The sequence below is a fragment of the Marinicauda pacifica genome (genome assembly GCF_004793635.1).
GTDB classification, from domain to species: domain Bacteria; phylum Pseudomonadota; class Alphaproteobacteria; order Caulobacterales; family Maricaulaceae; genus Marinicauda; species Marinicauda pacifica.
This window is the reverse complement of record NZ_SRXV01000001.1, coordinates 348,799-367,500: the sequence shown is the minus strand read 5'-3', so window position 1 is coordinate 367,500 and position 18,702 is coordinate 348,799. Positions and strand designations below refer to the sequence as shown.

Here is an 18,702-nt window from a genome sequence, read left to right as displayed (position 1 = left end):
CGCGCTGGCGACCGCCCTGGTGATTCCCTCCCGCCCGGCTCTCATTCTCGCGACGCTGATCGGCGCGGGCTGGCTTGGCGCCGAACTGGCCAATGCGCTCGCGCCCGATCTGGTCTGGGGCTACCTGCCGCTCTGGCTCGTGATGGCCGGATGCGCCAGCGCGCTTCGATCGCGCATTGCCGCGCACATCCTTTCGCTCAGCCTGTTTGTCTGGCTCGCCTTCATGCTGGAACGCACCGGCAATGTGACCGGGCTGACGCAGATCCAGTCAGTCTCCCTCTTTGTGCTGATCGCCGCACTCATCGCTGTGACCGGCCTGTTCGCACGCGAGCGGAACCGGTTCGGCGCCGGCATTCTCGGCCTGTGGGCCCTCGCGCTCGGCCTGGCCGGCGGATGGGCGCTCCAGTTCCCGCTGGAAAGTCTCGGCGCTCGTGACGCCATGCCAACCGCCTCCCTCCCCGGGCTGGCCGCGGCCGGCATCGTCACCCTCGCCGTGTTCGCTGTCCTTGCCTTGCGCGTACGCACCCGCGCGATGGCGCTGCCGGTCGCTCTGCTCGGCGCGCTGGCGGCCGGGCTGGTCCTGGCCCTGCCGGCGCTCGCCCATGCGCTCGATCCGTCGGCGGTCTTTGTCCTGCGGCTTGTGGTGGGCGCGCTGATCTTTGCGCTGGCCGCCGCCCTGATCGCATCGGGCGCCCGCGAAGGCCGGCGCGTCGCCGGCACGCTGGGCATTCTCCTCTTCATCGCCCAATGCCTCTATGTCTACGCCACCTTGTTCGGCAGCCTGCTCAGCACCGCCGTCTTCTTCCTGGCCGGCGGCGTCCTGCTCTTCGCCGTGTCGCTGGTCGCCGCCCGCGTCCAGCTCAGGCTCAACCGCACGAAGGGAGAGTCCCGATGAATGCCGCGCTGCGCCTTCTCGCCCTTTGCCTGGCCATGAGCCTGGTGCTCGCCGCCATGGTTGGCCTGCACGCCCAGGCGCGCCGGTCGGGCACCGAGATTCGCCTCGAGACCGAGCCGGTCGATCCGCGCGACTGGCTGCTGGGCTATTACGTCCAGCTCCAGACCCCGCTTCACCGAATCGACACGCGCGACCTGGGTCTCATGCCTCGCGAATGGGACACAGGCGACCGGCTCTGCCTGCGTCTCGAAGAGCGCGGCGCAGCCTGGACCCCGGTCGAGGCGGCCCGCGAAAGCGGCGATGGCGGCGTCTGGATCTGCGGCCGTGTCGAATACCGCTTTGAAATGACCGAGTTCGAAGAGGTGGAGAGACAGACGGAGTCTGGCGAAACAGTCATCGAGCAACGCCCGGTCGAAGGAAGCCTGCACGACGTCCTGACCCTGCGTTACAATCTGGAACGCTATTACGCCGATCCCGAAACGGCCGCAGAGCTCGATACCCTGCGCAACCAGGGCCGCCTGCGCCTCATCGTTTCGCTCTCGGACTCAGGCGACGCCGTGATCAAGGGCCTGGAAATCGACGGCGAGGACCATCTGGACACGGTGTTCTGAGGGACCAAAGGGAGAGCCGGGGCCTTATGCGAGAGGTCTGAGCCTGCCCTCCGATGCTTCGAGGGCCGCTGCGCGACCACCTCAGCATGAGGGCTGTGGGCTGGACATTTGTATAAATTATCTATTTAAAATAGAGGGATAATTTCACCTTCTCCCTCATCCTGAGGTGCCCGGCATAGCCGGGCCTCGAAGGATCGGATGACGGCCTGCTTCCGATAACCAAAACCTCTTTCCTGACGAAAGTCAGGACCCAGAGATCGTGAAACGCCGGAACCGCCCCCCTCTGAAACCCCAGCCGACCGGTCGGGAAAGCCGAGGCCTGGCCTCACGAAATCTCCAACAGGTCCTGGGTAGAACCAGCCCTACCCCCGCCGGAACCAGCGCACGAACAGCGGATAGAAGACCGCTCCGGCGACGAGCCCGCCAATATGGCCGGCCCAGCTGATCGGCAGCGAATAGAACAGGCCGAACAGGCCCATTGCGATATTGATGACCAGCCAGGGCAGCGCCAGGCGCAGCATGCCGGTGCGTCCGCCCGTGGCCCAGCCGGCCGCCGCGATCAGGCCCGACACCCCCGTCGAGGCGCCGATCATCAGTCCGAACTCCGGCCCGGACAGCAGCAGGTGGAACGCGCCGCCCACCGCGGCACACAGGAAGAAGAAGGCGAGAAATCCCGCGCCGGCCATCACGCCGCGCCCGAACGGGCGGGCCGCGACATTGCCCGCGGCCAGCAGGATGAAGAGATTCATCAGCAGATGCGTCCAGCCCCCGTGCACGAAGACGTGCAGGACCAGGGCCGGAATGCCGTTCAGCGGCTGGCCGGGAAAGCCCGCCGGCGGACGCCCGGTCACCAGCGCGCCCAGCCACATCTGGATCTGGTGGAACGGGACGAAGAGCGCGCCGAGCGCGTGCGCGGCCACGATGGCGGCCGACAGGCCGACCACGACGGCGGGAAGCTGGTTGAATATGGGCGCGCGCGGCGCGGGCTCTTGCATGGGCGAAGCCATCCTTGAAATTGACGGAGCATGCGCGCCGCAGCTCCCGCCTAACATGGGACGTTATCGCGCCCGGGCCAATGGGCACGCTTCACCCCTCCCCCTCTCCGATCCAGGCCACTGTCTGGCCTGGCGTCCGGCACACGATCTGGCACACGCGTTGCAGCCTCGTCTCCCAAGCGTCTTCAAAGGAGACACATCAATGCGGTGCATGCCCCTCATCACCCTGTCTGCGGTTTTTCTCGCCACGAGCGCGCCTGTCCAGGCGCAAAGCGCCAATGGCGCTGAATTTTCAAGGCCATACGGCACGTCGGTCGGCGACGAGACCCGTCCCTATCAGGGCGCGCGCGGCGCCGGCGGCAACCGGGTGGTCGTCAACGGCATCATCCAGACCGGCGTCGGTGTCTCGGCGCGGGCCAGTGCGACCGGCGTATTCAATGGCGGTGTCTCGGGGGGGGTCTCCGGCGGCGGCAACGGCCAGACCGGCCCGTTTGCCCAGTCGAACGCCACCGCCATCGGCAATCAGCTGAACGTGGTCGTGAGCGGGCGCTACAACACGGTGGTCGTCAACTCCACCCAGACCAATACCGGCGATATCGCCGCAGTCGCGGGCGCGGTCGCGGCCGCGAACGGCGAGACCGCAGCCCAGACACGGACGGAGGTGCAAAATGACTAGTCTGAAGCGCCTTTTGACGATTGCCGCCAGCGCGCTTTCTGTGACGGCGTGCGCCACCTCGACGCCGGGTTCGGACGGGCTCTACGCGACGCCGACCGGCGGCGCCCCGGTGACCGCAAACCCGACCCCCTATTCCCAGGCGCTCGTCTGCATGGCCAACCACGCCCACCAGCGCGGCTTCGCGCCGCGTATCGCGGTGGGACGCATCAACGACTATACCGGCCAGATCGCACCGGAAGGCGGCACGCGAGTCACGCAAGGCGCGGCCCTGATGGCGATGAGCGCCTTTGCCAAGGCCGGTGCGCGCCTGGTGGAACGCTACGACACCTCGGTGGCCGAGCTGGAACTGCGCTACGCCAACTCCCAGCTGCTCGGCGATTCGGGCGAGGCCCAAGGCCTGCGCCAGATTCACGCCGGCGCGATGCCGTCCTCCGACTATTACCTGGTCGGCGGCATCACCGAGCTGAACGCCAATATCCGCTCCAACGGCCAGGACCTGTTCGCCGGCGACTCGGTGGACTCCGACCCGGCCGGGGTGTTCTCGCGCCGTCTCTACGTGATGAATGTCGGCCTCGACCTGCGCCTGATCGATTCGCGCACGCTCGAAGTGGTCGACGTCATCTCCTACCAGAAGCAGATCATCGGCCGCGAACTCTCGGCCGGCGTCTTCGCCTTCTTCGGCGACGTGGTTCTCGATGCTTCGGCCGGCGGCCGCTCGCTCGAACCGGTCCAGCTGGCCGTGCGCAGCGTCATCGAACGCGCCGTGGTCGAAATCTCGGCCCAGCTCTACGGCGTCGCGCCGAATGAGACTTGTGCCTTTGACGATCCGATCGGCGGATCGACCGACATTACCGGCGGCGTTCAGGTCGCCACGTCCTATGCCCCAACGGAGGCTCCCTATGTCCAGGCTCGCTCGAACGTTGATCGCGGGCACGAGCGCCGCGATGCTGATATCCGCAGCCAGCTTCGCGGAACCTACCAGTAGCCAGACCAACGACCAGACGAACGACGCGGCCGAGACGCGCGCGGAGTCCCGTCACGAGGTCGCCGGCACCGAAGCCGTGACCGGGATCGCCATCGCCCAGGCCAACTCCGTGACCGGCGAAGTGGTCGAATGGACCACCCTGGGGAGTACTCAGTCGGTTTCGGGGGATATCACCGCGCGATCGGTGATCGAGGCGCAATCGGTCTATGGAGTCGCGAGCTCGAACGCGACCGCGCAAGGTAATGCGCTAACAGCGGCAGCCAGCACGAACATAGACGCCGATGTGCAACAAGTAGCGGGCTCAGGCACGGTTAGCGCGCTGTCAGCACTGCGTCTTGGTGACTATGCCGGCCATGTCGTGTCCAACAGCCAGGCGACGGCCAATGCCGCCGAAATCGCAACCGCGGACTCTGAAGCCAATCTCGCTTTGACACAGAGCTCTGGCAGCGATGTGCGCGCCGAAACGCGACTCGAAGCGGACAATGCCGAGATCGAAACGACCGTTCAGACTGCGACCGCAGCGGGCAATAGCGTGACTGCCGGCGGCACGAACTCCAGCACGATCATGGACATAGACCAGTCCAATGGCGGGAATATCTCCGCGACCGCCGAGGCCGATATCGCCAATGCCGACTACGGCGCGACCGTCGCCAGCCAGGCCGCGGGCAACACCGCCAACCTCTATAATGAATGGGGCTACGCCCACATGCAGGGCGAGCAGATGAATTCCGGCGACGTCGAGGCGATGACCCGCATGGGCGTCGGCGCCTTCGAGAACGGTCCGCTGGTCGGGTCCGCCAACGCGGTCGGCAACCAGGTTCTCCTCTCCAATTTCGGGGCAGACGCCTATGCCGGCGTGGGCCAGACCAATTCCGGCAATGTCTCGGCAAACGTCGTCATGCAAGGCGGATCGGGCCAGTCGGCCTTTGCCACCAGCTCGGCCATGGGCAATGCGCAATCGGGGTATATCTGTTCAGAGTGTCCCGTCGGACTCGACGCCAATACGCGCCAGCTCAACAGCGGCAACGTGTTCTCCGGCGTCAGCCAGTCCTATGACGGCTATGTCGGCGCCGTGACCGGCAGCGCGACGGCGGTCGGCAACGCCTCGACCTTCGCGACGGTCAGCCCGAACGGCGGCTAACCTCTTAAAAACAATCGAAAAAGGCGCGCGAGGAGACCTCCCTCGCGCGCCTTTTTGTGTCCGGTCAGAGGCGGTCCGGCCTAGCTGCAGATCCGCCGCTTCGCCCCGTTATACTGACTTTCCAGTTGCTTGACGAAATTTTCCGCCGGCTGGACCTGTTTCACCGAGCCGATACCCTGGCCCGAGCCCCAGATGTCTTTCCAGGCCTTGGCGTCGCTGCCGCCGCCCGATCCGAAATTCATCGCCGAGGGGTCGCTTTCGGGCAGGTTGTCCGGATCGAGTCCGGCCGAGGCGATGGAGCGGCGCAGGTAATTGCCGTGAACGCCAGTGAAAAGGTTCGTGTAAACAATGTCTTCCGCGCGTCCTTCCACGATGCCTTCCTTGTACTCGTCGGTGGCACGCGCCTCTTCCGTCGCGATGAAGGCCGAGCCGATATAGGCGTAGTCGGCGCCCAGGGCCTGCGCCGCCAGCACACCGGCTCCGGTCGAGATCGACCCTGAGAGCGCCAGCGGGCCGTCGAAGAATTCGCGAATCTCGCTGATCAGCGCAAACGGCGACAGCGTCCCGGCATGCCCGCCCGCGCCCGAGCACACGGCGATCAGGCCATCAGCCCCTTTTTCCAGGGCCTTACGGGCAAATTTCACATTGATGATGTCGTGCATCGTCTGGCCGCCCCAGCCCTGGACGGCCTGGTTCAGCTCCTCGCGCGCACCCAGCGAGGTGATGACCAGCGGTACCTTGTATTTCTCGCAGGTCGCGAGGTCGGCCTCCAGCCGGTCATTGGACCGGTGCACGATCTGGTTCACCGCGAACGGGGCCGCGGGGCTGTCCGGGTTCTTCTCGTTGTAGCTCTCCAGCTCGCTCGTGATCTCGTCGAGCCACTCGTCCAGCTGGGACTGGGGCCGGGCGTTGAGCGCCGGGAAAGAGCCGACCACACCGGCCTTGCACTGGGCAATCACCAGCTTGGGATTGGAAATGATGAAAAGCGGCGCGCCGATAACCGGCAGACGCAGACGTCCTTCAAGCGCTTTGAGTTCGGCCAACGGCCCCTCCCCTGATTGATATGACGGGCGATTGAACGCCGTTCACTTGGCTCCAAAGCTAACGCGGTTTTCGGCCAGCGAAAGAGGGCGATGTGAAAAGAGGCGCCACGTGGGACCAATCGGTCCGCGTTCGCAAGCCAGACGCGCTTGTTTGTTGAAAACCGCGGCTTGAGCGGCTACGCGCTCCTTTCCCGAAGACTTGGCATTGCCGGACCCTGATCGATGACCGACGCCCGCACCACTCCTCTTCCGTTTCTCGCCGATCTCGAGGCGCGTGGACTTCTTCATCAGAAGACCGCGGAACTCACCGATTCGGTGCTCGAAACCCAGCGCCCGCCGCTCTATGTCGGCTTCGATCCCAGCGCGCCGAGCCTGCACGCCGGCAATCTGATGCCGCTGCTGGGCATGGACCGCTATCGTCAACGCGGCGGCCAGATCATTGTTTTGCTTGGCGGCGCGACCGGCATGATCGGCGATCCGTCCGGCAAGGATACCGAGCGCTCGCTTCAGAACGAGGAGGCCGTACAGGCCAATATCGCGAGCCAGCGCGCCCAGATGGAATCGCTGTTCGCGCGCACCGAAGGCCCGGCGCCGATCTTCGTGAATAATGGCGACTGGTGGCAGGACATGAGCGTCGTGCGCTTCCTGCGCGATGTCGGAAAGCACTTCTCGGTCAATGCGATGCTGACCAAGGACTCGGTGCGCAACCGGATCGAGAGCCGCGAGCAGGGAATCAGCTTTACCGAATTTTCCTACCAGCTCCTGCAAGGCTACGATTTCGTCCACCTCTACCGCGAACATGGTTGCCTGATGCAGATGGGCGGGTCGGACCAGTGGGGCAATATCGTCGGCGGGGTCGACCTGCTGCGGCGCATGGAAAGCGTGCAGGGCCACGCCCTTACCTATCCCTTGCTGACCAACTCGGAAGGCAAGAAGTACGGCAAGTCCGAGAAGGGCGCGGTCTGGCTCGACCCCGAGCTGACGAGCCCGTACGAATTCTACCAGTTCTGGCTCAATACCGCGGACGCAGATGCGCCCAAATTCCTGCGGTGGCTGACCGATCTGCCCCTGGGTGACATCGAGGCACTGGAAGCAGTCGAAGCCCATCTGCGCGAGCCGCAGAAGGCCCTTGCGCGCTGGCTGACCACGCGGGTGCACGGGGCCAGCCAGACCGCGCTGTGCGAACGGGCCAGCGCCGTCATCTTCTCTGGTCAGGCCACGGATCTCGACGCAGAACTGGTCGACATGATCGCAAGCGCAGTGCCGACCTATCAGGCCGCCGCCGGTGAGGCGCTGAGCCTGATTGATGCCATGGCGAATGTCGGCGCGGCCGCCTCGAAAGGCGAAGCGCGCCGCCTCATCAAGCAGAACGCCGTGTCGGCCAACGGCGCGAAGCTGGGCGATGAAACCGCCGACCTCTCCGCCCTCGCCGGACAGGCTGGTGCGGTCGTGCTTTCGGTCGGCAAGGCAAAGCGCTTCCTGATCCGCTTCTAGGCCGGCCCCGTCGCAACCGGCAGGTCACCGCGGCCCGCCCATTCGGTCCAGGACCCGTCATAGAGCCACACATCGTGGAAGCCGACCTCGGCGAAGGCCGCGTAGAGAATCGCGGCGGTCACGCCCGATCCGCACGTGGTCACGACGCGCCGGGCCGGATCGACGTCCGGCAGAACGCGCTTCAGTGCTGCGCCCTGCTTCATGCGTCCGTCCGCATCGAGCAACGCACCGAAGGGCAGATTGACCGATCCGGGTATGTGACCCGACGCCAGGCCCTCGCGCGGTTCGCGGTCGCGTCCCTCGAACCGCCCGGCCGGGCGCGCATCCACGATCAGCGCATCACCCGCCTTGGAGTGGGTCAGCACATCGGCCCAGCTCATCGTGGTGTCGTGCATGACCATGCCGGCGTAGCGATCGGACGTATCGGCGTCGGGCATTTCGTTGCGCGGCGGGGGTGGCCCGGTTTCTACTTGCCAGCCAGCCTTCAGAGCGGCGGCAAACCCGCCATCGAGAATACGCGCCTGCAGGCCGAATCGCAGGAAAGTCCACCAGACCCGCGCCGACGCGAACCCTGAATTCTGATCGTAGATGATGAATGATTCTTCAGCGCTCAGGCCGTAAGCGGATAGCCAGCGCTGAAACCGCGCGGCGCCAGGCGCCATATGGGGCAGCGCGCTGGTCGGGTCGCTGACCGCATCGATATCGAAATACACCGCTCCGGCCAACCGCCGCGCATCGAAAAGCTGGGCGCCGGTCTGCGCGGCTGCGCCCGGCATGAACCAGGTGGCATCGACCAGGACTGTCCCGGGGCGGCGGGGCTCGGTCACACCAAATCGAACCGTGCTCATCTTTGCACCTCTTCCAGCACACGCCATTGCGCGAGAGCGAATTCGGTTCCACCCTGATCCAAAACGCGAGCCGCGAAAAGCGGCGGCTGAAAAAGGGAGGAAAATCATGGTTCTCGACGGGGTGCGGGTCATCGACCTGACCACGGTTGTCGCCGGTCCGCTGGCCAGCCTGATCCTGGCGCAGCAGGGCGCAGAGGTTATCAAGGTCGAACCGCCGGCCGGCGATCTCATCCGGCGTCTGGGCTATATCGCCGGCGATGGCGCCAGTTCGACCCATCACGTTCTTGGACGCGGCAAGACGCTGATCAGCCTCGATCTGACCGATGCGTCGGGGCGTGGTGCCCTCCACCGGCTGCTCGGCGATGCCGACATCCTCCTGCATAATTACCGGCCGGGCGTTGCGGAGCGCCTCGGGCTCGATCCGGACGAACTCCAGGCACGCTATCCGCGCCTGATCGTCGGCGAGGTCACGGGATTCGGGTCCGAAATGCCGCTGCGCGACGTGCGGGCCTATGACCCCGTCATCCAGGCCGAAAGCGGGCTGGCCGCCCGGCCCGGCGACGAGGACCCGGCGCTCTATCCGCAATATATCTGCGACAAGGTCTCCGGGCTCTATCTGTGCCAGGCGGTGACGGCCGCCCTCGCCGCACGCGCCACGACCGGGAAGGGCAAGCGGGTCGAGGTCTCCATGCTGGAGGCCGCGACCGCCTTCGCCTGGATGGATGTGCACATGCCGCTGACGCTGGCCGATCCGGTGCGCCCGGGACCGAACATCGCCAAGGTGTATCGTCCCTGGAAGGCGAAGGACGGCTGGTTTGTCGTCGTGATGCTGTCGGAGAAGGAATTCGGCGGCTGGTGCGAGGCCGTCGAGGCGCTGGATCTGCTCGAGGACGAGCGCTGCGCCGATATGGCCAGCCGGTTCCTGAACTGGGACACGATTCGCGAACGCTGCGAGCCCAATGTGGCCAGCCTCTCTGTCGAAACGGTATTGGCCCGCCTGCGTGAAAAGGGCGTACCGGCCGGCAAGGTGAACACCTCCGAGGACATGCTGACCCATCCCCAGCTGCTCAATAGCGGCTTTCTCTACGAGGCGGATGGTGGAAAGGCCGGCCGTCTTCGCCTGCCCGCCAGCCCGGCACGATTCGATGGCGAGCGGCCCGGCCTGAATGCCGTGGCGGGCAGCGCGATCGGGCAGGACACCCGAACCTTGTTGCAGGCGTCCGGTTTTGACGACGACGAGATCGCAACCCTGACCGGAGCCGGCGCATGAGCGAATATTCCAGCCTTCTTTACGAACGCGACGCACGCATCGCGACGATCACCCTGAACCGTCCCGAACGCTTCAACGCCATCAATGACGAGATGCCCGGGGAGATTCGAGCCGCCGTGGAGCGGGCCGAGGCCGACCCGGAAGTGCATGTCATCGTCGTACGCGGTGCGGGAAAGGGATTTTGCGGCGGCTACGATCTGGTCGAATACGCCGAGACCGAAGGCGAGATCCCCGGCAGCCAGGACATGCCCTGGGACCCGATGATCGATTTCGCGTTCATGGAGCGCAACACGCAGGACTTCATGTCACTGTGGCGTTCCCACAAGCCGACCATTGCCCGCGTCCACGGTGCCGCCGCGGCCGGCGGCTCCGACATCGCCCTGTGCTGCGACTTTGTCATCATGGCCGAAGATGCGCGTATCGGTTACCCGCCGGCGCGGGTCTGGGGCGTGCCGACGCCGTCCATGTGGGTTCACCGCCTCGGGCCGCAGCAGGCCAAGCGCATGATGATGACCGGTGAACTCATAGACGGGAAGGAAGCGGTGCGAATCGGGCTCGCGCTTGAGACCGTCCCGGAGGACAAGCTGGACTCCGCGGTCGAGCGTCTGGCAGGGCGGCTGTCCGGCGTACCGCGAAACCAGCTGATGATGACCAAGATGGTCGTCAATCAGGCGGTCGAGGCCCAGGGCCTGTCCAACACCCAGCGCTTTGCCACGATCTTTGATGGAATCGCGCGCCACTCGCCCGAGGGGCTGTGGTTCCGCAAGCGCGCGCAGGAGGTGGGGTTCAAACAGGCCGTGAAGGAACGCGACTCTGGCGATCCGATCGCCGAAGGCGTGAGCAAGCGCCCGCACACGCGCGGTGCGAAATCGTCCGGCAAAGGCTAGTCGGGCCGCGCGTCGACCCAGCGCCACATATAGAGGGCGAGATAGCTGCGATACGGTGCGAATCGCTCGGCGCTTCGCACCGTCTTGCGGCGCTTGCTGGTGAGCGAAATCAGGGTCTTGCGCGCGGTCACATCGCCTTCGGGCCAGATATCCTCTTCGCCGAAATAGAACAGGTTCACCATGTCCGCCGTCCACGGCCCTACGCCCTTTATGGCCGTCAGTCGGCGGGCCCGCTCAGGGGCACCAAGATTCTTGAGGGCCTCGCGGGTCAGCCCGTTCTCCCGGGCCTCGAATGCGATGGCGTACACCGCAGCGGTCTTTGCACCGAACAGGCCGCAGGCGCGCAAGGTCTTCTCGTTTCGCGGATCGAGAAAATCGAGCAGAGGACCTTCCCCGGCTGCAGCGCACACACGCGACCAGATCGTTCCGGCTGCCTTTACGCTCAGCTGCTGACCGGCCACGGAACGGGCCAGGCGTTCGGCCAGCGGCTGTGAGTCGTCGCAGGGCAGGTGGAGTGGTCCGAGACGCTGCAGCGCGTCGGTGAGGTCCGGAGACAGGGTCTGGGCCGCGCCCAGGCAGTGCTCGTGAATTGCGCTCATTGGACCAGGCCCTGAAAAAATGGTGCGGGCGGCCGGAATCGAACCGGCACGGAGGTTGCCCTCCAACGGATTTTAAGTCCGGTGCGTCTACCAGTTCCGCCACGCCCGCATTGCCCCGGCTCGTACAGGCAGGACCCCACCTCAATAAGCCGACACGCGCACAGATTGGAAGAGCGGCGCTGGATGAAAGCGCAGAATACGCGTGGACGCGGGGCTATTCCGCCTCGTCACTGAAAATCTCTTCGATCTTCAGGTTAAAGACCCGGCCGATCTTGAATGCGAGGGGCAAGGAAGGCGCGTACTTGCCCGTTTCGAGCGCGTTGACCGTCTGGCGAGAAACCTCCAGCCGCTCGCCGAGTGCCTGCTGGCTCCAGCCATGTTCGGCCCGCAACTCCTTGAGGCGGTTCTTCATCGATACCGCCTCAAGATCAGGTGAAGGGCGATATAGTAGACGAAAGAGCCCGTCGGAAACATCAAGATCGCCAGGACCGGCCAATGCTCGCCGGGGTTCGGAAAACCGAGCAAGGCGTCAATGAACCCGAGCGCAAGCATGGTCAGCGTGACGGCCCCGAACCCGATCGCAAGAGCGGTCACATGGATGCGGTTCTGGAGTTCGTCGAGCGCGAGCATGAGCCGCACGAACTCGTAGACCAGGGCGGCGATCAGGCCGATCGTCAACACGACGCCGACGGCGACCAGAACCGGGCTTGCCCCGGTCTCTCCCAGCCAGGTCGTGCCCAGCATGACCGGCAGAAAGAGGACCGTGATGCCGATATTGGCCCGGTTGTACCGTTTGCGGGCCGCCGGCGGGGCAGAACTCGATTCCGGGATCAGATTGATCAACTAACTTCTCCATTCGCTGCCCGGCGTCCGGTGATCCAGTGCCAGAGTGCCTGGCGGCGATCTACTGCCGACCAGCCCAGAAGCCCCACCCCAAGCCAGAACAGCCCCTCGGTCGCCAGCGCAGCCGCAAATGCGGCGACCAGGCGGACCGGACGCGTCGTATCCAGCAGGAGCGTAGCGCCGAGCACGGCCCAGGCTAGGACGACACCGGCAACGGCAAACAGGAAAACCGTCCGGCGGATGGATTTCGAGGTCAATGTCATGTCAGTTCCTCCAGTTATGTCAAGTAACCTTTACTGACATATCGTCAAGGAAACTTGACGTCAAGGAGCCTTGACCAAATTGCCGAAAAAAATGACCGCCCTGGCCTCGCCAGAGCGGTCATTCACGGTCAAGTCTCTGATTAATCTACTTGTTAGGCTGCGGCGTTACGCGCAGATACGGCTTCACCGTCTTGTAGCCTTTCGGGAAGAGCTTGGTGGCCTCCTCATCGCTGAGCGAGGGAACCACGATAACGTCCTCGCCATCATTCCAGTTGACCGGAGTGGCCACCTTGTAGCCGGAGGTCAGCTGCAGGGAATCGATCAGGCGCAGGATTTCGTTGAAGTTGCGGCCGGCGCTCGGCGGGTAGGTGAACGTCGCGCGAATCTTCTTGTCGGAGTCGATGATGTAGACCGCACGCACGGTGACCTTCGGATCGGCCTTCGGGTGGATCATCGAGTAGAGTTCGGAAACCTTGCGGTCGGTATCGGCAATGATCGGGAAATTAACCTTGCAGCCCTGGGTTTCCTCGATGTCCTTGATCCAGCCGTGATGGTCTTCCACCGGATCGACGGACAGGGCGATCGCCTTCGTCCCGCGCTTGGCAAACTCGTCCTTCAGCTTGGCGGTATAGCCGAGCTCGGTCGTGCAAACCGGCGTGTAGTCGGCAGGGTGCGAAAAGAACACGACCCAGTCATCACCGATCCAGTCGTGGAAATCGATTTTGCCTTCGGTAGTTTCGGCTTGAAAGTTCGGGGCGGTATCGCCGAGCAAGAGGGACATTTCATTTCTCCTTCGCAAAGGGTTGCGGCCAGCACTGAGATAGCGTCTTACTTGGCCTCACTCCTCAGGCGGCGCAACCCCTCTAGAGAGGGATGCCGATCGATTTCAGCTACCTGCACGAGCCGTCTTTCCAATGGTCCACATCATTATCGCGCGCCACGCCAAGACCATCGACCGCAGCGAGGCGGACGAGGACTTCGACCGTTATCTGACAGAGCGCGGCCACGCCGATGCCGAACGGCTGGCTGAAGCGCTGGCCCGGACCGGGCTGAAGGCCGATCTCGCGCTCGTATCTCCGGCTCGGCGCACCCAGGAAACCTGGGCTCATCTCGCTTCCACGCTGGGAGACCCGCGCATCGAGAGTCCAATGGCGCTCTACCACGCGTCGACCTCCATGCTGATCCGGGCCTCGCTGGAGGCTTTTGAGGCCGGTGCGCAAACGCTCGCGGTTATCGGGCACAACCCGGGCGTCGGCGGCTTTGCCCATGAACTCGCCGCCCGGGCCGGAACGCTCAGCCAATGGCCGCACGGGTTTGCGACAAGCTCTGCCGCCGCGTTCGACCTTGTGGCTGAGGCCAATTCAATGAATACCGTACATCAACTTCTCAATTACAACCCAAAAGCCTGATACATCAACTTAAACTGACTTTGACCCCTTCCATTTCCAGTCTCTAGCGAGAATGATCCGCCCCCTGAAACGCGGAACCTTCCGCACAAGAAAGAGCCTTTGGGAGAGAAATATTGAGCGCACGGTCCGCGACCCCTATCGATCTTGAAATCGGTGCCAAGCTTAGACTTTTCCGCTGTGCCAGGAATATTTCCCAGGTTCAGCTCGCCAAACAGCTGGGCGTGACCTTCCAGCAAGTGCAGAAGTATGAGCGCGGTGCCAACCGCATCGGTTCGGGGCGTCTGTACGAAGCCGCCCAGGTTCTGCAGGTGCCGGTCAGCGCGTTTTTCGATGATCTTCCCGAGACCGCGGACGCCGGCGATTCGGACATCCCCACGCTTCCAGTCGAGGTGACCCGGCTCGCTCTGCGTCTGGCCTCGGTGGAAAGCGAAGAGACCCGGCGCGCGGCTATCGAACGGTGTGACAAGATCCTCAACGATCTCCACGCCTGACGGCCTCTTCGCGGAACACTTACCCCCGCCTTCGTGCCTCTTCCCCAAGACCAACGTCCGCACTGATTCGCGTTTTAAGAGAAACTCTGCTAGGCCGCTGCTATCACGAATTGGCGGCGAGGGTCGGGGGTGGACGAGGCTGGACAGCCGGGAACGGCATCCGCGCTGACTGGAATGGGCAAGGCGCCGCCGGCATTTCTGGTTGATCCGGCCGGTGCCGCCAAACTCGGCTATCGCCCCCCTCCACTCGATCCGCTTGATCTGGCCGACTCTGCCGCCCACGCCTTGTTCCAAACTCGCCCGCAACACAGCGCCCGGTCCGCGCTGAAGCCCTCCCCCGCCCTCGTCGCAGGACCAGGCCTGTTTTGCCTCGGTGTCGGCCTCGCCGCGCCCACCCTGTTCCAGAGCCTGATCCTCGCCCTGCTGCTTGCGGGCGTGACAGCCGCCTTGGTATGGCGGATCGTTGCCGCGCTGTGGGATGTACGCCCGGCACCGGCCCCTCCCCTGGCTGACGCTCGCCTTCCCCCAATCAGCGTGCTGGTTGCGTTGCATGACGAGGCGAGAGTCATTCCCGACCTGGTCACCTGTCTCGAGGCGCTCGATTATCCTGCCGAACAGCTTCAGATCCTGTTCGCGATCGAGGCGGACGATCACTCCACGTTGGTCGCGGCGCGCGCGGCGGTCCACCCAGACCGCATTGACATCCTCGCAATTCCCCCCATCGGGCCGCGAACCAAGCCGAAGGCCCTGAACTACGCGCTCAAATTCGCCACCGGGTCCCTGATCGCCGTCTACGACGCTGAAGACGCGCCCCATCCCTCGCAGCTCAAAGCGGCAGCCGCGCGTCTGGCGGCAGACGGCCGGCTGGGCTGCGTACAAGCGCCGCTGAGCTGGTATAATGGTCCCGACAACTGGCTGACCCGGCAGTTCCAGCTGGAGTATGCGGTCCAGTTTGCCGCCGTACTGCCTCTCCTCGCACGCTTCAACATGCCTCTGCCGCTGGGCGGTACAAGCAATGTCTTCCGGCGCGATGCCCTGGTCGCATGCGGGGCATGGGACCCGTTCAACGTAACCGAAGATGCCGATCTCGGCTTCAGAATGGCCCGCTATGGCTGGCGTGCCGGAATGATCGGCCCCGGGACACAGGAAGAAGCCCCGATCACGCTTACCGCGTGGCAGGCCCAGCGCAGCCGGTGGCTCAAAGGCCATCTGGTCAGCTGGCTCGTCCAGATGCGAGATCCTGCGGGGCTGGCGCGTACGGCCGGCCCCGGGGCGCTTGCCAGCCTGCAGCTCACGCTGGGGTGGAATGTGATCAGCGCCCTGTTGCACGGGCCAAGCCTGGTATGGGCACTGGCAACGACGCTGGCGGGGCTCGCCGGTGCGCCGGGAGGTCCGGGACTGGGTCTGGCTGTGCTTCCCGCCGGCTATCTGACTGGGATGCTCAGCGCCGCCCTTGCGGCGCGCCGGACGGGAACCCAATTGCGCTGGCTGGATATTCTGACCATGCCCGCATACTGGGCCATGCAGACAGTCGCAATCGCGCGTGCCTTGCGGGAACTGGGCGCCCGGCGCTATTGGTGGTCGAAGACCTCACATGGCGTCAGCGCGACGCGCCGGGAAGCGCCTGAATGGAACTCACCACCACCCTGATCATCCTCGGCGTCTGCGCGGCGGGGTTTGCGTTCTCGGCTTGGCGGACAAGCCGACCGTCTGATCCGATCAAGGGGCCGCGCCTCATACCGTGGACCAGCCTGGCGATTCTCTTCGGCATGGGCGCATTGCTGATGCTGGTTCACGTTGCCAACATTGCCGGCATCGAAACCGGCCAGGGCCGCTTCTAGCCCGGCTTGCCAAGCGGGCCGCCCGGTATCGACAGCCTAAAGCCAAAGCGAAGCTGCAAGAGCGACCAGAAAGAGCGCGACAAAGAACCCGGTTGCCAGGTGCCGCCATGGCGCTGGCCGGGCCCGCCACCATTCCATGAGCCGTTCGCCATAGAAAAACACCAGAACCGCCATCGCCGCGAAGCGCAGGCAGCGTCCACACAGAACCGCCAAGGCGAACACGGGAGCCGAAAGCCCTGCAAAACCGGCCGCCAGGCTGGTCAGCTGCACCGGCACCGGCGTCAGCATCGCCACAAAAACGGCCAAACCGCCGCGCAACTCCAGCCGGGTGCGGACCTCGTCAAGATCGGAGGCGAACTCGGGCCGGGCTGTCACCCAGGATTCGACCAGTCCTGCAGCAATGCCGGCAACTATGAAAACCGCCATCGCCCCGGCCGCCGACCCGAGCGCGGTGGCCAGCGCCGCAGGAAATACATGTTTGCGGCCGCGCAGCATCTCGGCCAGTAGCGGAAACTCGATCGGCCAGGGGAAAATTGCCGATTCCAGAAATGAGCCGAAAAACAGGGCCGGAAGGGCCCAGCCCCGGCGCGCAGCACGCCCCATTCGCCAGCGCCACACGCGCAAGCGCCGACGAAAGCGGCTTCTGCGCGCCACCTCCTTGCGCAATCCAGCCGATGAAGGGGCTTTCTCAGTCATCGGCCCAACATGGACCCGGGCGGCCTTGCGAGCCAGCCGCGCGCCCGCTCTCGCACAGGTCGGCAATCTGGCCATCGCCATTGCAAGCGCACACCTGCGCCAAAAGTCCAGAACTGGCTCCTGTCCGCTTGCCGGGCGGGAGCTCTTTTTTTGCCGTTGCGGGAACGTGGCACCTGCCAGGAGTATGAGCGAGGTGCCTCTGCCGGGCCGGGCGCGCGTCTGCGCGCAGTCGCGAGGACGGTCTGGAGCGGGTGAAGGGAATCGAACCCTCGTCGTAAGCTTGGGAAGCTTCTGCTCTACCATTGAGCTACACCCGCGAGGTGACAGAGATTTACCACAAAACCACACAGCGGCAACATGCAGGCGCGGCGTCCGAGGCTGTGCTCCGCAGGCATCTTGGAGGAACCGGGCCGGGGTCCTGCGCGCTTTGTCAACACGATCCGCAGCCGCCCCGGGAGCCTCCATGCGCCTCCTTTGCGTCTCCGGCCTCGCTCTGGCCGGCCTGTGTGCGCCCGCCCATGCCCAACTCGTGGAAATCGGCCCGCTCGACCTGGGTGGCGCGGTCCGTGTCAACGTGCTCGACAAGAGCTGGGAGACGCGGTCCAACCGCTTCCCGCGCGCCGATGCAGAGTTCGACACGGCTCGGCTCGATCTCGGGCTGGACACCGGGACGGGACTGATCGGCTCGGCCCAGTGGCGGGTGTATTATTACGACGAAACCGAACGCTTCACCTCGTTTCCCCACCACGCCTGGCTCGGCTTTGAGAACGACCGCCTCGGTACGGTGAAGGCAGGAATCCAGCAAGTCCCCTTCGGTCTCACGCCATACGCAGCCAACAGCTATTTCTTCTCTATCGCTTACTATGTGGGCCTTGAGGACGACTACGACCTCGGACTCAGCTGGTCGCAGAGACAGGGCGACTGGACCCTGGATCTTGCATATTTCCTCGCCGACGAGGGTGACTGGGCCGGAGAAAGCCAGGACAGCGCACGCTACTCATACGACCTCGTAGACGAACTGGGCCGAACCGACAGCGAGACCGGCCAGCTCAACCTGCGCACCAGCTGGTCCTCGATCGGGGAGGACTCCAACGGGCTCGAGCTCGGCGCCTCGCTGCAGGCCGGGCTCATCGCAAACGAGGTCACGGACGATGACGGGCACCACCTGGCCGGCGCGGTCCATGCCCGCTGGCGCCACGACCGGTTCGAGGCGAAGCTGCAGGCGACCGCTTATGACTATGCGCTCGAAAGCCCGCCGGGCGCGCGCGACGATGTCGTCGTGATGGGCGCCTACGACTTTCCCTACGAGGTCGCAGCAGACGGGCGCATCTGGTCGGCCGCCCTGTCCTACGACGTCCCGCTGACCAGGAACTGGATGACCCGCTGGCTCGACAGCCTCACCGTCTACGAAGATTTCAGTGTGCTGACGAAATCGAGCGGCGACTTCGACGCCTCCTACCATAACGTCCTCGGCGCTGCGTTCGACGTCAAAGGCCCGTTCTTCATCTATGCCGACTTCGCGGCGGGCAAGAACAATGCCTGGATCGGCCCGAATTTTTCCGACGCGCTTGCCGGTGGCGGCGCGGGCGAGTGGGAGCGCCGGCTCAACATCAATATCGGAGCGTATTTCTGAACATCGATCACCTCTGCGTCAGATGCGTTGAGACGGGCCCGCCAGCGAACTAGGTTCAATGGCTCGCGACACGAAGGCCCTT

General features: G+C 64.7%; 22 protein-coding genes and 2 tRNA genes (1 of these 24 only partly in view). 13 read left to right on the top strand and 11 right to left on the bottom strand.

Annotated elements, in window-relative coordinates; translation table 11 throughout:
- Together E5162_RS01885 and E5162_RS01880 are read left to right on the top strand one after the other, a co-directional pair.
- Positions 1–895 carry the 3' portion of a DUF2157 domain-containing protein gene (locus tag E5162_RS01885; RefSeq protein ID WP_158291167.1) on the top strand. Its footprint begins 416 nt before the window's first position, so 895 of the gene's 1,311 nt are visible here — the last part of the coding sequence; its start codon lies beyond the left edge, outside the window; the stop codon is at positions 893–895.
- A complete protein-coding gene (locus E5162_RS01880) occupies positions 892–1,506 on the top strand; it encodes a GDYXXLXY domain-containing protein (protein ID WP_158291166.1) in 615 nt (204 codons plus the stop codon). The genes E5162_RS01885 and E5162_RS01880 overlap by 4 nt, the downstream gene beginning before the upstream one ends.
- Positions 1,507–1,868: 362 nt before the next feature.
- Here E5162_RS01880 and E5162_RS01875 read toward each other — a convergent pair whose 3' ends face one another.
- Positions 1,869–2,501 carry a rhomboid family intramembrane serine protease gene (locus E5162_RS01875; RefSeq protein WP_158291165.1) on the bottom strand — a complete coding sequence of 211 codons (633 nt, stop codon included), beginning with the start codon at positions 2,499–2,501 and terminating at the stop codon, positions 1,869–1,871.
- Between the two features lie 202 nt (positions 2,502–2,703).
- Here E5162_RS01875 and hfaA point away from each other — a divergent pair, with 202 nt between their 5' ends.
- The 3 genes from hfaA to hfaD are packed head-to-tail and all read left to right on the top strand — an operon-like array spanning position 2,704 to position 5,303.
- Entirely contained in the window at positions 2,704–3,177 is a 474-nt protein-coding gene (gene hfaA, locus E5162_RS01870; protein WP_158291164.1) for a holdfast anchoring protein HfaA, read from the top strand.
- A complete protein-coding gene (hfaB, locus tag E5162_RS01865) occupies positions 3,170–4,162 on the top strand; it encodes a holdfast anchoring protein HfaB (protein WP_135943255.1) in 993 nt (330 codons plus the stop codon). The genes hfaA and hfaB overlap by 8 nt, the downstream gene beginning before the upstream one ends.
- Positions 4,122–5,303 carry a holdfast anchor protein HfaD gene (gene hfaD / locus E5162_RS01860; RefSeq protein WP_135943254.1) on the top strand — a complete coding sequence of 394 codons (1,182 nt, stop codon included), beginning with the start codon at positions 4,122–4,124 and terminating at the stop codon, positions 5,301–5,303. The genes hfaB and hfaD overlap by 41 nt, the downstream gene beginning before the upstream one ends.
- Before the next feature lie 80 nt (positions 5,304–5,383).
- Here hfaD and E5162_RS01855 read toward each other — a convergent pair whose 3' ends face one another.
- Complete coding sequence (locus E5162_RS01855) at positions 5,384–6,346, bottom strand: NAD(P)H-dependent flavin oxidoreductase (protein WP_135943253.1); 963 nt, start codon at positions 6,344–6,346, stop codon at positions 5,384–5,386.
- A 222-nt stretch (positions 6,347–6,568) separates the two neighbouring features.
- Here E5162_RS01855 and tyrS point away from each other — a divergent pair, with 222 nt between their 5' ends.
- Positions 6,569–7,840, top strand: coding sequence for a tyrosine--tRNA ligase (gene tyrS / locus E5162_RS01850; RefSeq protein WP_135943252.1), 1,272 nt, complete (start codon positions 6,569–6,571; stop codon positions 7,838–7,840).
- Here tyrS and E5162_RS01845 read toward each other — a convergent pair.
- Entirely contained in the window at positions 7,837–8,688 is an 852-nt protein-coding gene (locus E5162_RS01845) for a sulfurtransferase (RefSeq protein WP_158291163.1), read from the bottom strand. The two genes, tyrS and E5162_RS01845, sit on opposite strands and share 4 nt — an antisense overlap.
- A gap of 106 nt (positions 8,689–8,794) precedes the next feature.
- Here E5162_RS01845 and E5162_RS01840 point away from each other — a divergent pair, with 106 nt between their 5' ends.
- Positions 8,795–9,958, top strand: a complete 1,164-nt coding sequence (locus E5162_RS01840) for a CaiB/BaiF CoA transferase family protein (protein ID WP_158291162.1) — start codon at positions 8,795–8,797, stop codon at positions 9,956–9,958.
- Positions 9,955–10,845, top strand: a complete 891-nt coding sequence (locus tag E5162_RS01835) for a crotonase/enoyl-CoA hydratase family protein (protein WP_135943249.1) — start codon at positions 9,955–9,957, stop codon at positions 10,843–10,845. The genes E5162_RS01840 and E5162_RS01835 overlap by 4 nt, the downstream gene beginning before the upstream one ends.
- On the opposite strand, the gene E5162_RS01830 is transcribed toward E5162_RS01835, so the two are convergent.
- The 6 genes from E5162_RS01830 to E5162_RS01805 form a co-directional block, all read right to left on the bottom strand.
- Positions 10,842–11,444: a DNA-3-methyladenine glycosylase family protein gene (locus E5162_RS01830; RefSeq protein ID WP_135943248.1), complete on the bottom strand. Its 603-nt coding sequence runs from the start codon at positions 11,442–11,444 to the stop codon at positions 10,842–10,844. The genes E5162_RS01835 and E5162_RS01830 overlap by 4 nt on opposite strands.
- A 20-nt stretch (positions 11,445–11,464) precedes the next feature.
- Positions 11,465–11,553: transfer RNA gene (locus E5162_RS01825), tRNA-Leu, on the bottom strand.
- 105 nt (positions 11,554–11,658) lie between these two features.
- Positions 11,659–11,856, bottom strand: a complete 198-nt coding sequence (locus tag E5162_RS01820; protein WP_135943247.1) for a helix-turn-helix transcriptional regulator — start codon at positions 11,854–11,856, stop codon at positions 11,659–11,661.
- The gene (locus tag E5162_RS01815; RefSeq protein ID WP_135943246.1) at positions 11,853–12,287 is read right to left on the bottom strand and encodes a hypothetical protein; all 435 of its coding nucleotides are present in this window, start codon (positions 12,285–12,287) and stop codon (positions 11,853–11,855) included. The genes E5162_RS01820 and E5162_RS01815 overlap by 4 nt, the downstream gene beginning before the upstream one ends.
- Positions 12,284–12,550 (bottom strand): hypothetical protein, encoded by a 267-nt coding sequence (locus E5162_RS01810; RefSeq protein WP_135943245.1) that lies wholly within the window; start codon positions 12,548–12,550, stop codon positions 12,284–12,286. The genes E5162_RS01815 and E5162_RS01810 overlap by 4 nt, the downstream gene beginning before the upstream one ends.
- 145 nt (positions 12,551–12,695) lie before the next feature.
- Positions 12,696–13,331 carry a peroxiredoxin gene (locus E5162_RS01805; protein ID WP_135943244.1) on the bottom strand — a complete coding sequence of 212 codons (636 nt, stop codon included), beginning with the start codon at positions 13,329–13,331 and terminating at the stop codon, positions 12,696–12,698.
- Positions 13,332–13,464: 133 nt separating this feature from the next.
- Here E5162_RS01805 and E5162_RS01800 point away from each other — a divergent pair, with 133 nt between their 5' ends.
- The 4 genes from E5162_RS01800 to E5162_RS01785 all read left to right on the top strand — a co-directional run bounded on the left by E5162_RS01800 (position 13,465) and on the right by E5162_RS01785 (position 16,291).
- Positions 13,465–13,959: a SixA phosphatase family protein gene (locus E5162_RS01800; protein WP_135943243.1), complete on the top strand. Its 495-nt coding sequence runs from the start codon at positions 13,465–13,467 to the stop codon at positions 13,957–13,959.
- A 113-nt stretch (positions 13,960–14,072) separates the two neighbouring features.
- The gene (locus E5162_RS01795; protein ID WP_135943242.1) at positions 14,073–14,450 is read left to right on the top strand and encodes a helix-turn-helix domain-containing protein; all 378 of its coding nucleotides are present in this window, start codon (positions 14,073–14,075) and stop codon (positions 14,448–14,450) included.
- A gap of 129 nt (positions 14,451–14,579) precedes the next feature.
- Positions 14,580–16,100, top strand: coding sequence for a glycosyltransferase (locus tag E5162_RS01790; protein WP_158291161.1), 1,521 nt, complete (start codon positions 14,580–14,582; stop codon positions 16,098–16,100).
- Positions 16,079–16,291, top strand: coding sequence for a hypothetical protein (locus E5162_RS01785; RefSeq protein ID WP_135943240.1), 213 nt, complete (start codon positions 16,079–16,081; stop codon positions 16,289–16,291). The genes E5162_RS01790 and E5162_RS01785 overlap by 22 nt, the downstream gene beginning before the upstream one ends.
- 36 nt (positions 16,292–16,327) lie before the next feature.
- On the opposite strand, the gene E5162_RS01780 is transcribed toward E5162_RS01785, so the two are convergent.
- Both E5162_RS01780 and E5162_RS01775 read right to left on the bottom strand, forming a co-directional pair.
- Entirely contained in the window at positions 16,328–16,894 is a 567-nt protein-coding gene (locus E5162_RS01780) for a YqaA family protein (protein ID WP_158291160.1), read from the bottom strand.
- A gap of 336 nt (positions 16,895–17,230) precedes the next feature.
- A tRNA-Gly gene (locus E5162_RS01775) sits at positions 17,231–17,304 on the bottom strand.
- A gap of 146 nt (positions 17,305–17,450) precedes the next feature.
- On the opposite strand from E5162_RS01775, the gene E5162_RS01770 reads away from it, so the two are divergent.
- Entirely contained in the window at positions 17,451–18,620 is a 1,170-nt protein-coding gene (locus E5162_RS01770; protein WP_135943238.1) for a hypothetical protein, read from the top strand.
- The last annotated feature ends 82 nt before the right edge of the window (positions 18,621–18,702 follow it).